Below are 14864 nucleotides of genomic sequence, written 5' to 3' on the forward strand. Positions count from 1 at the left end.
TTCAGGGGTGGTGCCTCAAATGAGGCTCTTATCAAAACGCGTCATAGATGATACGCAGTTGTAGTCATTACCTTGGCCATCCCTTGCATCAGCAAGGTTATCGGTGCGGGTAGATTTGTTGCCCCTAGCGCTTGAGCCGCTGCGCCATGGGCGATTTCATCTTGGCGCATTTGTTCGACGATGGCTCGTGAAGCATGATCGTCTGCCGGTAGTGATTTGAGGTGGCTCTGCAAATGTGCTTCGACCTGTTTCTCAGTTTCAACCACGAACCCGAGACTAATCGCATCCCCACTACGTCCAGCGATTAGGCCGCAAGTGTAGGCGCCAACATACCAAAGAGGATTGAGTACACTAGTGTGAGAATTGAGTTCCTGTAAGCGTTCTGCTGTCCAAGCGAGGTGATCTTCTTCCTCGACACTCGAGCGAGCGAATTGGCGTTTTACGTCTTGCGATTGTGAAAACACCGCTTGTGAATCATAGAGTGCTTGCGCGCAAATTTCGCCAACGTGGTTGACCCGCATTAAACCGGCGCTATGCTTCTGTTCCGCCTCAGTCAGCACGGATGCTTTGCAATTTGAGGCTGGGTTCTGACGAGACGCTTTAGCTTGCCCTGTAATGACGCGTAGGGCACGATCAAAGCGAATCAGAAAATGGTCGGTTTGTTGATTAAACATAAGCGAGAGGAAAAGTTGACTGGCAAGTTTAAAGGACTGAATTGTAAAGGTTTTTTCTAATTATTTATTGCGTTAACGCAATAATTGCGTTAACAGAAAAATTGTTCTTGTGGCAGTTTTTTTGATTGAAATCAGGTCTTTGTTGTTGCAATGCCACATAAAATTTCAATATGTTCTATAATAGCGCAATTCTCTTTGCCCAAAATGGTGCAATTTGATCAAATGCTACTTAGTATATGAGTCAAAATGTTGCCACGTTTCGTGGCAGTAACCAATAAAAAAAGAGATACCAGTTTTCGATCGATGTTTTGCTTTTGACATCGACCAAAAAATTCATTAACCTTTGGAGAATTTTTCAATGAAAAAATCACTTATCGCTTTCGCAGTTTTGGGTGCATTCGCATCCGTCGCCTCTGCTCAGTCTTCTGTAGTTTTGTACGGTGTGATTGATGCATCGACATCTCATATGTCTAACCAAACAGCAACTGGCGGCAAAAAGTTTTCATTAGACGCAAGCAACCTGTCTTCTTCCCGTTGGGGCCTGAAAGGCACTGAAGATTTGGGTAATGGCTTGAAAGCAAACTTCAACTTGGAAAGCTCTTTGAACGTTGATACTGGCACAGCTGGTTCTTTGTTCGATCGTAATGCTTCTGTTGGTTTGTCTGGTGACTTCGGTACATTTAATCTTGGCCGCCAAACAAACTTGGCGTACGACACATTGATTCAAGTTGATCCATTGAACGTTGCGCACGTTGGTACAAATCCAAACGTAGCAATTGGTGCATTGAATAACAATGGCTTGTTCGGTACTCACGGTACAAGCGTTGGTGCATCTTCTCCAACACGTCAAAATAATTCTGTTAAATATGCATTCCCATCAGTATTGGGTGGCATTAACTTCGGCGCAATGTACGGTTTCGGTGAAAAAGCTGGTGACGCTTCTGCAAGTAGCTACGCTGGTGCATCTGCTGGTTTCAGCCAAAATGGTTTGACAGCTGTTTTCTCATATGGTCAATTGAAAGACGCTTCCAATAGCTCAACTTTGCGCGTGTACACTGGTGGTGCAAAATTCGTGGTTAATTCTGATTTCACAGTAAAAGTCACTTACGCTGAGAATGAATTGAATACAACAGGCCGTACTTTGTCTGTATTGGGTGCAGGTGTTGATTATGCAGTAGCGCCACAAACAACTTTGACTGCTGCTTACTACGCGAATCGTCGTTCTGGCGATGTAAAAGGTAAAGCTGATCAATATGTAGCAGTTGCTAAGTATGCTTTGAGCAAGCGTACAACTTTCTACGGTTCTTTCTCTTATGCTAAAGCAGGTACAACTGCTGCAAAAGACCAAGAATTGGGCTTGTTCATCGGTGCTGGCAACAAGACAGCAACACGTACAACAGTTGGTTTGTTGCACTCCTTCTAAGCTGAATCTATCTAGATTAGTTTAGTTGTAGCTTAGTTCGTTTTACGAAAAAGACTGCTTCGGCAGTCTTTTTTTTTGAACTAAAAATATATTTACGCATCTACAACAGTCTTCTCCAAATCATGAATCTTGGAGCTTAGTAATAACACTTTTTTCGCATCTTATTCGTTCAAGCACATGAAAGTATTTCTCTTAGTATTTCTCAGTTTTGTTTTTGCTTCGAGTACCGCACAGGCTGGATTCCAAGCTCACCGATTGCAAGCTGGTGAACATATTAAACTTGACGGAAAGCTAGATGAGACAGCATGGTTGAAAGCGAATGTGCATGATGAGTTCTTTCAAACGCAGCCCTTCGATAGTGTGCTTGCGCACTTAAGAACGGAAGTTCGTGTCGCTTACGATGATCGCTATTTGTATGTTGGTATCAAAGCCTACGATAGCGTTCCGAATGACATTCGTGATTCCTTCGCACGTCGCGACAAAATCAGTATTGATCAAGATTTTTTTGCGTTGTATATCGATCCGAGTAGCGGTCACAAGTCAGCCCAAGTATTTTATGTCAACGCACGTGGCGCGGTAATGGATGGAATTTATAGCGATACAAGTGGTGACGATACGGCACCGGACTATGATTTTAATGTCAGTGTCTCGCGTCTCGATGATGGCTGGAGCGCTGAATATAAAATTCCCTTTGCTTCGATTGCGTATGATAAGCACTCGACCACCCCTTGGAGTTTGTTGGTATTGCGTAATATGACCCGTGAACAGCGTTATCGGATGTACAGTGGCGCGGTTACGAGAGCAACAAGTTGTAATTTGTGTTTTTCGCATCCGATAGAAGGAATGCAAGATCTTCCATCCGGCATGAATTGGAATGTCACACCGCAGTTGGTGGTACGTCGGGCGCGCGATGAAGTCAAGGATAAGCCTGCTGCTTCGAATGGGTCGAGCGATTTGAGCTTGGATTTAAAATTCCGCCCGAGTTCTGCTGTGACAATTGATGCCACTCTAAACCCTGATTTCTCCCAAATAGAATTGGACTCTCCCCAGTTGTCTGGGAACACACGATTTGGTATTTTTGTACAAGAAAAACGCCCGTTCTTTCTAGAAGGTGCAGATATCTTCAGAACGCCGTTAAACGCCATAAGTACCCGCAGTATCGCTAACCCGGACGTGGGTTTGCGTTACACACAGCGTGATGCAGATAAGGACTTTAGTATATTGACGAGTCGTGATGCAGCCGGGGCTTTGGTTTTGGTTCCCCATACTTATTACACCGGGTATGCGAATAGTACGTCAGCATCGATTGCGACCGATGCTAGGGCGAATTTTCGACTTGGCTCTTTGTCATTAGGGGGAGTGTTGACCGATCGTGAATATGCAGGGGGACTCGGATATAACCGTGTGCTTGGCCCTGATTTTGTCTGGCAAATCGATAAAAATCAGTTGATGCGTGGTCAATTTTTGTTTAGCAGCGGAAATGCACAAGTGGCTCCAAACGGAGATATTGCAAAGGGTCAGAACAGCAATGGGCATGCTGCCTATTTTGATTGGTCGCGGGGTGATAATGAGTGGGGTATGTCGGTGAACTTGCGTGACTTTAGTAAAGATTTTCGTGCTGATAATGGTTTTTTTTCTCAGGTCGGATTTCGAAGTGTGAACAGTGATCTTACAAAGAAATTTGGTCGCAATGGTGCCTTGCATGAGGTCAATGTTTATCTTAGTACAGAGTATAAAGTCGATTCAGATGGTAATGTGCTGTCGAAAATTGTGGCTCCCGGCATTCGTGTCGCGGGCCCTTACGATAGCTCCGCGTATTTGAATGTGAGTCCATCCGTCCGCAGCCGTGTGAATCAAAATGGAGAATTATTTACTATCGGTCGAATCGCCACCGGTTTTGCAGCTAGCCCAGGCAAACAAGTGGCCCGAATGGCTTTTGATATGACGATTGGTGACGTCATTGATATCTTGGCTAACCGTTTAGGTCGTGGAGGATCGTATAGCTTAAGTGCCAAGTTAAGGCCGTTGGATCGCTTGGAAATTGAGCCAAGCTTCGCGACGAATTGGATCAATCGTGATCTATCCAGCTTAGGCAGTGAACGAGCTTATACGGAGACTGCATTTCAAATGAATAGTATTGTCCATTTAAGTGCAAAAGATACCTTACGTCTTATTTTGCAAAATGCACGGACGACACGGGATGCAGGGGCTTATGCTAGCAAGGTTGCACCTGAGTCAAGCCGACAAGTGAGTTCGATGGTGTACACCCACCTAGCTGGAGTTGGAAGTGCGATTTACCTAGGGTGGACACGTAACCAATCTGACGCGCCCGGCTACAGCGCAAAACGTAGGCAAAGTGAATTGTTCACAAAATTCTCTTGGCAAATGTAATTTTGTAATCGTCCGCTGCGCGCATACGGACCTGTGCCGTCGAGTGAGGCACAGGCACTCAATCTTGAAGCATCGAGGGACCGCCGTTTGGATCTGGTGAGTGGGACAGTCTATGCAGACGCGCCAATCCTTAGCCGATGGTAGTAGGGACTGTTCATCTTGAAGTGAAATTTGAATATAGGAAACTTGGCTCAAGTTGGATGTTAAATTTGACGCTAGAGCCAGACTTCGTTATCCTTCGCACATTGCGCCGATTTGAAATCAGCTTGCGGGCGCGGTTTAATTATCTAATTGAGGTATTTGAACAATAAATACGGCTAAAGCGAGCTTGAATGCCGCAGTACCCCCCCTTCATTCAGCCCCTCTTTTAGCCCCTTTTTAAATATTTTTTTAAAGTTAAGATCAAATCGATCTCGAGGGAATAGCTTATGTCATCCGTTGGAATCGTCACGCCACAAGCGTATCGCTTCAGTGACCCTCTGCCTTTACAAAGCGGTGCGAGTATCGCCGATTACACCTTAATGGTCGAAACCTACGGCACGCTCAATGCAGATAAGTCGAATGCTGTTTTGGTCTGTCACGCATTAAACGCATCGCACCACGTCGCTGGCTACTATGCCGATCAGCCAAAAAATATTGGTTGGTGGGACAATATGGTTGGTCCAGGGAAGCCATTAGATACCAATCGATTTTTCGTGATAGGAATTAACAATCTTGGTTCCTGCTTTGGTTCAACTGGTCCGATGCACACAAATCCTGCAACGGGCAAACCCTACGGTGCAGATTTTCCAGTCGTCACTGTTGAAGATTGGGTGCGTGCTCAAGCACGGGTTGCCGATACAATGGGAATTCAACAATTTGCCGCAGTGATGGGGGGATCGCTAGGTGGAATGCAAGCATTGGCCTGGAGTATTTTGTTCCCAGATCGTTTGCGTCATTGTGTTGTCATCGCATCGACACCGAAATTGTCAACTCAAAATATTGCTTTTAATGACGTTGCACGACAAGCGATCTTAACTGACCCCGATTTTCATGGCGGAGATTTTTACGCACACAAAGTTGTCCCTAAGAATGGATTACGCGTAGCGCGCATGATTGGTCACATTACTTATTTGTCGAATGACGATATGGCTGAAAAATTTGGACGTGAACTGAAAACCGGCGATTATCAATTTGGTTATGGCGTTGAATTTGAAATTGAGTCTTATCTGCGCTACCAAGGGGATAAATTTTCGGACTACTTTGATGCAAACACCTATTTATTGATCACCAAGGCGCTAGATTACTTTGATCCAGCGCGTGAACATGGTGGTGATTTGAGCCAAGCATTGGCAGTGACCAAAGCCCAATTTTTGCTTGCTTCGTTTACGACTGATTGGCGTTTCTCTCCAGAGCGAAGTCGAGAAATTGTCAAAGCTCTGGTCGATAATAAACGTACCGTTAGCTACGCGGAAATTGATGCCCCGCATGGGCATGATGCATTTTTGCTGGATGACGCGCGATATTTGAATTTTATCGCTGCCTATTACAACCGAGTTGCGCAGGAGTTTGCATGAACGTTCAAGAGTTAAAGGTACGACGTCCTGATCTTGCTTTTATCGCTGATTGGGTTGCGCCACAAGCGCATGTTTTGGATGTTGGTTGTGGTGATGGCGTCATGCTTGATTATCTGCAAACGGATAAACAATGCACAGGCTATGGTATTGAAATTGCAGACGATAAAGTCTTGGAATGTGCCAAACGTGGCATTAATGTGATTCAGCAAGATATGGAGAACGGTCTCAGCATTTTTTCAGAACATGCTTTCGATACCGTGTTGTGTTTATCTTCGCTGCAAATGATGAAACACGTTGAACCCCTGCTGCGAGACATCGCGAGAGTCGGTAGTGAAGCAATTGTGTCTTTCCCTAATTTTGGTTATTGGCCGCATCGCACTGCGCTTCTACGCGGCAAGATGCCAGTTTCGAAGTCTTTGCCGTTTGAATGGTATGACACCCCAAACGTGCGTTGCGCGACGATTTACGACTTTGCTGATTTGGCAGATGATGTTGGTCTGGAAGTGATGGAATGTGTCGCATTACATGAAGGCAAACAGATACACTGGCTACCGAATTTGCGTGGTAGTCTTGCGGTTTTCCGCCTCAAGAAGAGAAATTAGACGATGAGTGACCAAGATCAGAAACAAACCGCGCTGGCGATGAATCGGTGGCAGACCTATTTGAATAAGCGCATGCTGACTTTAGTGTTTTTAGGGTTTAGTTCGGGTTTGCCGCTCTTTATTCTGATTAATTTGGTACAAGCTTGGCTCGCAAAGTCAGGGATCGACATCAAAAAACTTGGTTTGTTCACTCTGGTGATGTTTCCTTATCCTTGGAAATTTATCTGGTCACCATTGATGGATCGATTCAGCATCGGGAAGTTGGGACGTCGTCGCGGTTGGATGGCATTAACCCAATTAGCCTTGTTTGTCTGCGTTGGAACGATGGGGATGCTCGATCCGGTTTCGCAGTTTTCAGTGATTATCCCGCTTGCAATCGCCGTCGCGTTTTTTTCAGCAAGCCAAGATATCGTAATTGATGCATTCTCACGCGAAATTTTGGATGACAACGAACAGGGGTTAGGTGCGGCGATCAAGGTTAACGCCTACAAGGTTGCGGGCTTAGTGCCCGGAGCATTGTCATTAATTCTTGCCGACTTGATTTCCTGGGCGTGGGTTTTTTGGATTACCGCAGCGTTTATGTTACCGGGATTGCTCTGCACGTTGTTAGTTGCCGAACCGAAGACTTATGGTGAACAGCCCAAGACCTTAGAGGATGCGGTGATCTTACCTTTTAAAGAATTTGTTCATCGTTCAGGTTGGCTGCACGCATTTTGGATACTCGCCTTTATTTTTCTGTATCGCTTAGGCGATAGTATGGCGGCAACACTCGCAACAAAATTTTTTCTTGATCTCGGCTTTCAACTGACGCAAATTGGTGCCATCGCGAAGATCACTTTATTTTGGGGAAGTATTGCAGGCGGTGTCGTGGGAGGGGTATGGATGATCAAATTGGGAATCAATCGTGCATTGTGGATATTTGGTGTGCCGCAAGCATTGAGTATCCTAGGATTTGCTTTACTTGCCAAATTAGGCCCTGATCCGATCATGCTTGGTATTGTCTTGGCGTCTGAGGCGTTTGGTGTCGGTTTAGGGACTGCCGCCTTTGTTGCCTTTATCGCGCGTACAACTGATCCACGCTATACCGCCACACAATTTGCTTTGTTTACTAGCTTGGCTGCCGTGCCGCGTACTTTCACGACAGCTTTGATTGGGTATATTGTCGCTGCAACTGGTTGGTTTAACTTTTTCTTGATTTGTTTTGCGCTCGCCATACCAGGAATGCTGCTATTGTTAAAAGTCGCGCCATGGAATGAACAGGTAAAACCAGTGGTTGAATAAATGCTAAACAATAGGATAGTAATTAGCAATTTTTTGCAGTTAAGGTTTGGCTCCTCTGTTACCATTTTGTGAATTATTGGGAGAAAACATTCATGAGAAAGAAAAGAATTTTATCGACATTGAGTTTCGCCTTGATATTACCTGTCATGCTGACGTTATCAACTGCGCAAGCGCAAGATCACGAGCCACAAGACGGGGTAAAGGTCGGCAAAATGTCCATGATGCGTAAGCTAGGCAATTTGGGGGGCGGCTTAGACCAACAGGCTGCGCAGCAATATACGCAGACTATGCAAGACGCTCAACAAAAGCGCGCTTTAGCTCCAGACAATCATCCGCAAGTTATACGTTTGCGTGAAATTGCAAAAAAATTGATTCCCTTTGCCTTGCCTTGGAATGACCGCGCAGCTGAATGGAAGTGGGAAGTGAATCTGATCGGTTCATCGCAGGTCAACGCCTACTGTATGCCGGGCGGCAAAATAGCGTTTTATACAGGAATCTTGGATACACTCAAGTTAACCGATGATGAAGTGGCAATCGTAATGGGACACGAAATCGCGCATGCACTGCGTGAGCATGGTGCAGAGCGTGCTGGTAAGTCAATGGCAACCAATTTGTTGGTGAAAGGTGCAGCGCTTTTTGCCGAATACAAAGGATACAATGGTCAAGCAGTCGCGGGATTGGGCGGTGCTGGCGCGAATATCGTTATGTTGAAATTCTCGCGTGATGACGAAACCGAGGCAGACATTGTTGGATTAGATATTGCCGCGCGAGCTGGATATGACCCAAGAGCGGGCGTCGCGCTTTGGCAAAAAATGGGTGTCGTGAATAAAAAAGCACCACCAAAATGGCTCTCTACACATCCTGCTGGCAATGATCGGATCAATGAAATACGTAAGCATTTTCCCGAAGTGATGCCTCTTTATGCGAAAGCAAAGGGAGTCGAATTGAGTGGAATGTCGGCCTATCGGACAAATGTCAAAGGCATCCCCGATGTGAAAAATTAGGCTGATGTAGCTATGTTAGCCATCGTTTAAGATCAAAAAAGCTTGATTTCAGTAACTGAATCAAGCTTTTTTATTGTGCCCCGCTATGCCGACTTGGGTGAATCGAGGTAGTTCTTTAATGCCTGCTCATCCATATTGAATAATCAGAGGCGCATGGTCACTGAAACGCTCTTCTTTATAAATCGATGCTGACAGCGCTTTGTTGGCCATGCCGGGTGTGGCAACGTGGTAGTCGATCCGCCACCCAACATTATTCGCCCAAGCTTGACCGCGATTGCTCCACCAAGTATAGGCCTCGCCAGTTGTGTCGGGGTGCAAATGGCGATAGACATCCACCCAGCCCATTTCTTCGAATAGATGGCTCATCCAAGCGCGTTCCTCAGGTAGAAAGCCAGAATTTTTTTGATTACTCTTCCAGTTTTTTAGGTCAATTTCTTTGTGTGCGATATTCCAGTCGCCACAAATGACAAGTTCTCTCCCCTCATTGATCAAGGTTTTTAGGTGCGGAGCAAACTCGGCCATAAATCGAAATTTAGCTTCTTGACGCTCTTCCGAAGAAGAGCCTGAGGGACAATAGACTGAAATGACTGATAAATTGCCAAAGTCACAACGCACGTAGCGTCCTTCGGGATCAAACTCGTCGCTACCGAAACCGATGTGGACCGCATCGGGTTTAGTTTTGCTGTAAACCCCTGCACCTGAATAGCCCTTCTTTTCTGCGTAATGGAAATGGCCGTGATAGCCATGAGGTTGAAGAAAGTCATCGGTCATATCTGCTTGTTGGGCTTTTAATTCTTGTACGCAGAGAAAATCAGGCAGTTCTTTCTTCATCCAATCAAAAAAGCCTTTTTTTGCTGCTGAACGGATCCCGTTTAGATTTGCAGAGATAATTTTTGTCATAGTACGTCATCTTTTAGAAAATTTTTTGAAGGCATATATCTGCATAAGAGCATAGCAGAATCCATGTAACTTGCGCTTTTACTGAAGCATTAGCGTAGTCATCGTTTATACTATCGCCCTTACATTTTGACTACGAAGACCACCATGAGCGAACAGCAACTGCGCGAAGAACTGAATGCGGTTTATCGTAGCACTTCTTGGCGGATGACAGCTCCACTGCGTTTGTTTGCCACTCTTATCAAACAGCCCAGACTGATCATGGGACTCCCAAAACGTGTGATTCGAAGACTCATGCATTTTGTCATGCGCCGTCAAAAATTAAATAATGCTGCGTTGTTCATATTAAAAATGTTTCCAAGATGGCGACAAGGGTATTTGGTACGCCTCGGCCATCTTCAAGCGCCTTCGATCCCAAAAACAATCAATCAAACGGTGTCGGTCGAGATGCTTACTGCAATTGATATGCATTCAATGAGCGCGCAAGCTCGTGATGTCTTTGCTAACCTGAAACCAAACAAAACAGACTGAACTTTCATGCGGATACTTATTGATTTACAAGCTTGTCAATCGACTGGAAGTCGTACTCGAGGGATAGGTCGTTATTCGCTCGCTCTTGCCAAGGCAATGGTTCGGCAGGCAGGGAAACACGAGGTACACTTGGCCCTGAATGGCGCTTTCGGAGATGCGATTCCCGATTTGCGTCGAGAGTTTTCTCAACTGTTACCGCATCAACATATACATACTTGGCGTGCGTTGACTAACGTTTCGGCTGCGAATCCTAGTGTGGATGCAAGGCGGATTGCCAGTGAATTGTTGCGTGAAGAAGCTTTCGCACAGCTGCGACCCGATATCATCCATGTATCCAGTCTATTTGAAGGCCTTGGCGATGACGCCGTGACGAATGTCCATGCCTTGAATCGGGCATCGACTGCTGTCACCTTGTATGATTTGATTCCTTTGATTCATCGTCAGCAGTATTTAGGGGACCGTGCGATTAGTCGTTGGTACTATCAAAAAATTCAGGCATTAAAAAATGCAGATTTGTTGCTTGCGATTTCTAATTCATCGCGCGATGAAGCACTTAATTTTTTGCAGCTGCCAGCGTCGAATGTCGTAAATATTTCTTCGGCGGTCGATGAGCGCTTTGTTCAGCGAACTTATGCGCCGGCTGTATTGGACAAACTGCTACAAAAATATGGATTGAAACGCCGTTTTGTCATGTATACGGGTGGTATAGATCTACGTAAGAATATAGAGAGATTGATCGCTGCGTATGCGCAGTTGCCGATGGAACTTCGGAAGCAACATCAACTCGCTGTGGTATGCAGTGTGCACCAACCAGATCGTCAGCGACTAATGCAGTTAGCAACATCATTGGGTTTAGCGCAGGATGAGTTGGTACTCACAGGCTTTGTTGCCGATGATGAATTACCTTTGCTATACCAAGCCTGCCAGCTGTTTGTCTTCCCATCGTGGCATGAAGGATTTGGTTTGCCAGCATTAGAGGCGATGAATTGTGGCGCGCCAGTGATTACCTCAAATACGAGTAGTTTGCCGGAAGTAATCGGTTTGCCTGATGCGATGTTTGATCCATTTCAGGAGGCAAGCATTACACAAAAAATGGTGCAAGCATTGAGTGACGAAGACTTCCGTCGTCGCTTGTCTCGCCATGGTCTGGAGCGGGCGAAGTTATTTTCATGGGACGCTTGTGCAAAGACGGCGATTGCCGCATTTGAGGCACGTTTTGATAAACAACAATCTGCAAACACAGTCAGTGTTCCGATTAGGCGAAATGCTGCACGCCCTAAGCTCGCTTACATCTCACCATTACCCCCGGAAAAAACGGGCATCGCTGATTACAGTGCCGAACTCTTGCCTGAATTAGCTCGGCATTATGACATTCATGTTGTGAGCGATCAGGTCACTGTTGCCGATCCTTGGCTGAGTGCAAACTTCCCGCTGCATTCTGTCGCTTGGTTTCGCAAACACGGTAAAGAATTTGACCGTGTGTTGTATCACGTTGGGAATTCCACCTACCATAGCCACATGTTCGACTTACTCCGAGAACATCCTGGCGTGGTCGTTTTGCATGATTTTTATATCAGTAATCTTGTTTCTCATCTTGATCATACGGGAGAGAAACCCGGTTTTTGGGTAGAAAGTTTATATCAAGCGCACGGTTATCCTGCGCTCGCAAGAAATGCTCAATGCGCAAACGTGCATGATGTGATCTGGGAATATCCGTGCAATCGTGCGATCGTGGACCCAGCTCGAGGTGTGATTGTGCATTCGCAATTCTCGCTTGAGTTAGCAAAGCGCTGGTATGGTCAATTTGAGGCGAAGCAGTGGACCTACATTCCGCATTTACGCTGCTTACCAGAGACGTTTTCACGGCAATCAGCAAAGCTAGCCTTAGGTTTTCAAGAGGCAGATTTTGTTGTTTGCGCATTTGGCATGTTAGGGCCAACGAAATTGAATCATGCATTGCTTAGAGCATGGCATGACAGTAGTTTGTCGCAGGATCCACATTGTTATCTGGTGTTTGTTGGGCAAAATGATGGTGGGGAATATGGTGAGACGACGCTGCATTTAATTTCTGCCGATCAAAGTGCTGGCAGAGTTCGTTTAACTGGATTCGCGACACCAGAGATGTTTAAGTCGTATTTGCAAGCCAGTGATTTGGCGGTTCAGTTAAGGACAAAATCTCGAGGAGAGACGTCAGGCACAGTGCTTGATTGTATGGCGCATGGGATCGCCACGATTATTAATGCAAACGGTACGATGGCAGAACTACCTGACGATGCTTTGTTGAAGCTTCAGGATCAATTTGTCCACGACGACTTAGTGCAAGCCTTAACGAATTTGTATCAAAATTTGGATCAACGTAGGGCACTCGGACAAAAAGCGATTGAGCATATTCGTCACTTTCATCAGCCACACCAAATTGGCAGTGCTTATCAACAAGCAATCGAGAAATACTATATCGATGCTGAGCACACACAACGGGATTTGCTGTACAGTAAATTGCAAGACTTAGTTCAGAGCGTCAATTTTGACGATGCGGTTCTCCGTGACTTAGCTATTGCAATCGCCGGCAATGCGGCTTCAAATGATCGAAGATTATTAATCGATGTATCTCGGTTGGCCGAGGTTGATGCCAATTCTGGAATCCAGCGGGTTGTACGTGCGATTGTGACGTGCCTAATGAATGATGCTCTTTTCGATGGTCGTATTGAGCCTGTTGTTTTAAGTCCTGAGGGGTTGCGATATGCGCGAACTTTTGGCGCCAACTTGCTGGGTAGTGCCGCGTTGGCGAATGATGGCGATTTGGTCGAGGTTAGTGAGAACGATATTTTTTTAGGTTTAGATTTGCATTTTGAACCTATCATTGCAAATCGCGACATGCTCCAGTCTTTGCGGAATCGCGGGATGCGTATGGTGTTTGTGATTTATGACTTGCTACCCTTACTTCAACCAAGTTTTTTTGAACCTCAATTGGTGATCAATTTTCAAGCTTGGCTGTCGACGGTTGTTGAGCTGGCGAATGGAGCGATTTGTATCTCAAAATCGGTAAAAGTAGAGGTGCAGACTTGGCTTGAGCAGAATAAGTCTGAGCTAGCAGCGCATTTTGCATTGGATTATTTTCATCTTGGAGCGGATATCACCGAGGAGCTTGCGGTGGTGCCTGATTCGGGTGATTTAGTACCAAGTGGGTTGGATCAAGCAATCAGTTTCCTAATGGTAGGAACCGTCGAGCCTCGCAAAGGACATACCCAAAGTTTAGAGGCATTTGAACAGCTTTGGCTGATGGGTGCCAAGGTGAGTTTGGTGATCGTTGGTGGACGTGGATGGAAGACGGAAGAACTGCAAACGCGGATTGCATCGCATCCTGAGCTGGGGCAGCGTCTGTTTTGGTTCGATCAGGCTGATGATGCACAATTGGCGCGTTTGTACCAACAGTGTGATTGTTTGTTGGCATCTTCATTTGGCGAAGGTTTTGGACTTCCCTTAATTGAGGCGGCGCGTTATCAAATGCCGATCTTGGCACGTCGCATTCCCGTCTTTGAAGAAGTGGCAGGTCAGCATGTGAGTTATTTTGATGCGTCAACATCGGCTGAATTGGCTCAGGCGATTCGTGATTGGATGCAACTGCGCGAACGCAATGCTGTGCCGATGACCACCACGATGCCTTGGCTGAATTGGCGCTCGAGTACTGAACAGTTGTGTGCGGGGATTGATAGGCTGTTGCCACCTTTTGCTCACCGTATAAATTTATAAAAGCTCTCTAGGAATCAAGCCTTTAACCCAGCATAAACAGGTAATAAAATGACCCAATCGAAAGAAAACTTAAAATCAGAATTTATTCAATTCGCAGTGGACGCTGAAGTCATCCGCTTTGGTGAGTTTGTAACCAAGGCTGGTCGTACTTCTCCCTATTTTTTCAATGCCGGTTTATTCAATGACGGCACCAATTTAGGCAAAATTGCCAATTTCTACGCACAAACTTTGCTCGATTCTGGAGTTGAGTTTGACATGCTATTTGGCCCCGCTTACAAGGGCATCACTCTGGCTTCGGCAACTGCGGTTGCACTCGCCAATAAAGGAAGAAACGTCCCATTTGCGTATAACAGAAAGGAAGCAAAGGACCACGGTGAAGGGGGGACCATCGTGGGGGCTAAACTTCAAGGAAAGATCGTAATTGTGGATGACGTCATTTCTGCCGGCACCTCGGTACGAGAGTCGGTTGAATTGATCCGAGCCTCGGGTGCGACGCCTGCAGCTGTATTGATTGCACTTGATCGTATGGAAAGAGTGGGGAGCGACGATCAGTTATCAGCGCATTCCGCTGTTCAAGAAGTGAGCCGTGCGTATGGTATTCCGGTGATTGCGATTGCCAATCTGAATGATTTGTTTGCATGTCTCTCTGCGGAAAACGCCGACGAGAAGCTTGCCCATTACAAAAATGCCGTCGCTGCTTATCGGCAACGTTACGGCGCGATTTGATTCGTGGGCACAAGAAACTTTATTAAAAT

Annotated in this window: 11 protein-coding genes; 9 read left to right on the forward strand and 2 right to left on the reverse strand. The window is 45.9% G+C overall.

The features are described 5' to 3' along the window. Positions 1-41 precede the first annotated feature (41 nt). Positions 42-674, reverse strand: a complete 633-nt coding sequence (gene coq7, locus KDM90_RS15770; protein ID WP_212676597.1) for a 2-polyprenyl-3-methyl-6-methoxy-1,4-benzoquinone monooxygenase — start codon at positions 672-674, stop codon at positions 42-44. A gap of 358 nt (positions 675-1032) precedes the next feature. Between coq7 and KDM90_RS15775 the strand changes: the two genes are divergently transcribed. The 6 genes from KDM90_RS15775 to KDM90_RS15800 all read left to right on the forward strand — a co-directional run bounded on the left by KDM90_RS15775 (position 1033) and on the right by KDM90_RS15800 (position 8931). Next, a complete protein-coding gene (locus tag KDM90_RS15775) occupies positions 1033-2097 on the forward strand; it encodes a porin (protein ID WP_212676598.1) in 1065 nt (354 codons plus the stop codon). Positions 2098-2274: 177 nt separating this feature from the next. After that, complete coding sequence (locus KDM90_RS15780; protein WP_212676599.1) at positions 2275-4488, forward strand: carbohydrate binding family 9 domain-containing protein; 2214 nt, start codon at positions 2275-2277, stop codon at positions 4486-4488. 428 nt (positions 4489-4916) lie between these two features. After that, entirely contained in the window at positions 4917-6044 is a 1128-nt protein-coding gene (metX, locus tag KDM90_RS15785; protein WP_212676600.1) for a homoserine O-succinyltransferase MetX, read from the forward strand. Continuing rightward, positions 6041-6646, forward strand: coding sequence for a methionine biosynthesis protein MetW (metW, locus tag KDM90_RS15790; RefSeq protein ID WP_212676601.1), 606 nt, complete (start codon positions 6041-6043; stop codon positions 6644-6646). Before metX ends, metW begins: the two co-directional genes overlap by 4 nt. Positions 6647-6649: 3 nt before the next feature. Further along, positions 6650-7927 carry an AmpG family muropeptide MFS transporter gene (locus KDM90_RS15795; protein WP_230409849.1) on the forward strand — a complete coding sequence of 426 codons (1278 nt, stop codon included), beginning with the start codon at positions 6650-6652 and terminating at the stop codon, positions 7925-7927. A gap of 92 nt (positions 7928-8019) precedes the next feature. Continuing rightward, positions 8020-8931, forward strand: coding sequence for a M48 family metallopeptidase (locus KDM90_RS15800; protein WP_212676602.1), 912 nt, complete (start codon positions 8020-8022; stop codon positions 8929-8931). 126 nt (positions 8932-9057) lie between these two features. Here KDM90_RS15800 and KDM90_RS15805 read toward each other — a convergent pair whose 3' ends face one another. Further along, positions 9058-9831 carry an exodeoxyribonuclease III gene (locus tag KDM90_RS15805; RefSeq protein ID WP_212676603.1) on the reverse strand — a complete coding sequence of 258 codons (774 nt, stop codon included), beginning with the start codon at positions 9829-9831 and terminating at the stop codon, positions 9058-9060. A 144-nt stretch (positions 9832-9975) separates the two neighbouring features. On the opposite strand from KDM90_RS15805, the gene KDM90_RS15810 reads away from it, so the two are divergent. Genes KDM90_RS15810 through pyrE form a run of 3 tightly spaced genes read left to right on the forward strand, consistent with a single transcriptional unit; the run spans position 9976 to position 14835 of the window. Further along, the gene (locus tag KDM90_RS15810) at positions 9976-10359 is read left to right on the forward strand and encodes a hypothetical protein (protein ID WP_212676604.1); all 384 of its coding nucleotides are present in this window, start codon (positions 9976-9978) and stop codon (positions 10357-10359) included. 6 nt (positions 10360-10365) lie between these two features. Next, positions 10366-14109 (forward strand): glycosyltransferase, encoded by a 3744-nt coding sequence (locus KDM90_RS15815; RefSeq protein WP_212676605.1) that lies wholly within the window; start codon positions 10366-10368, stop codon positions 14107-14109. 48 nt (positions 14110-14157) lie between these two features. Then, entirely contained in the window at positions 14158-14835 is a 678-nt protein-coding gene (pyrE, locus tag KDM90_RS15820) for an orotate phosphoribosyltransferase (protein ID WP_212676606.1), read from the forward strand. The last annotated feature ends 29 nt before the right edge of the window (positions 14836-14864 follow it).

The organism is Affinundibacterium fentianense, from assembly GCF_018139545.1.
Lineage (GTDB): Bacteria > Pseudomonadota > Gammaproteobacteria > Burkholderiales > Burkholderiaceae_D > Undibacterium > Undibacterium fentianense.

Coding starts and splice junctions, on each gene's coding strand:
- coq7 (WP_212676597.1), bottom strand. CDS start 674: ATGTTTAATCAACAAACCGACCATTTTCTGATTCGCTTTGATCGTGCC.
- KDM90_RS15775 (WP_212676598.1), top strand. CDS start 1,033: ATGAAAAAATCACTTATCGCTTTCGCAGTTTTGGGTGCATTCGCATCC.
- KDM90_RS15780 (WP_212676599.1), top strand. CDS start 2,275: ATGAAAGTATTTCTCTTAGTATTTCTCAGTTTTGTTTTTGCTTCGAGT.
- metX (WP_212676600.1), top strand. CDS start 4,917: ATGTCATCCGTTGGAATCGTCACGCCACAAGCGTATCGCTTCAGTGAC.
- metW (WP_212676601.1), top strand. CDS start 6,041: ATGAACGTTCAAGAGTTAAAGGTACGACGTCCTGATCTTGCTTTTATC.
- KDM90_RS15795 (WP_230409849.1), top strand. CDS start 6,650: ATGAGTGACCAAGATCAGAAACAAACCGCGCTGGCGATGAATCGGTGG.
- KDM90_RS15800 (WP_212676602.1), top strand. CDS start 8,020: ATGAGAAAGAAAAGAATTTTATCGACATTGAGTTTCGCCTTGATATTA.
- KDM90_RS15805 (WP_212676603.1), bottom strand. CDS start 9,831: ATGACAAAAATTATCTCTGCAAATCTAAACGGGATCCGTTCAGCAGCA.
- KDM90_RS15810 (WP_212676604.1), top strand. CDS start 9,976: ATGAGCGAACAGCAACTGCGCGAAGAACTGAATGCGGTTTATCGTAGC.
- KDM90_RS15815 (WP_212676605.1), top strand. CDS start 10,366: ATGCGGATACTTATTGATTTACAAGCTTGTCAATCGACTGGAAGTCGT.
- pyrE (WP_212676606.1), top strand. CDS start 14,158: ATGACCCAATCGAAAGAAAACTTAAAATCAGAATTTATTCAATTCGCA.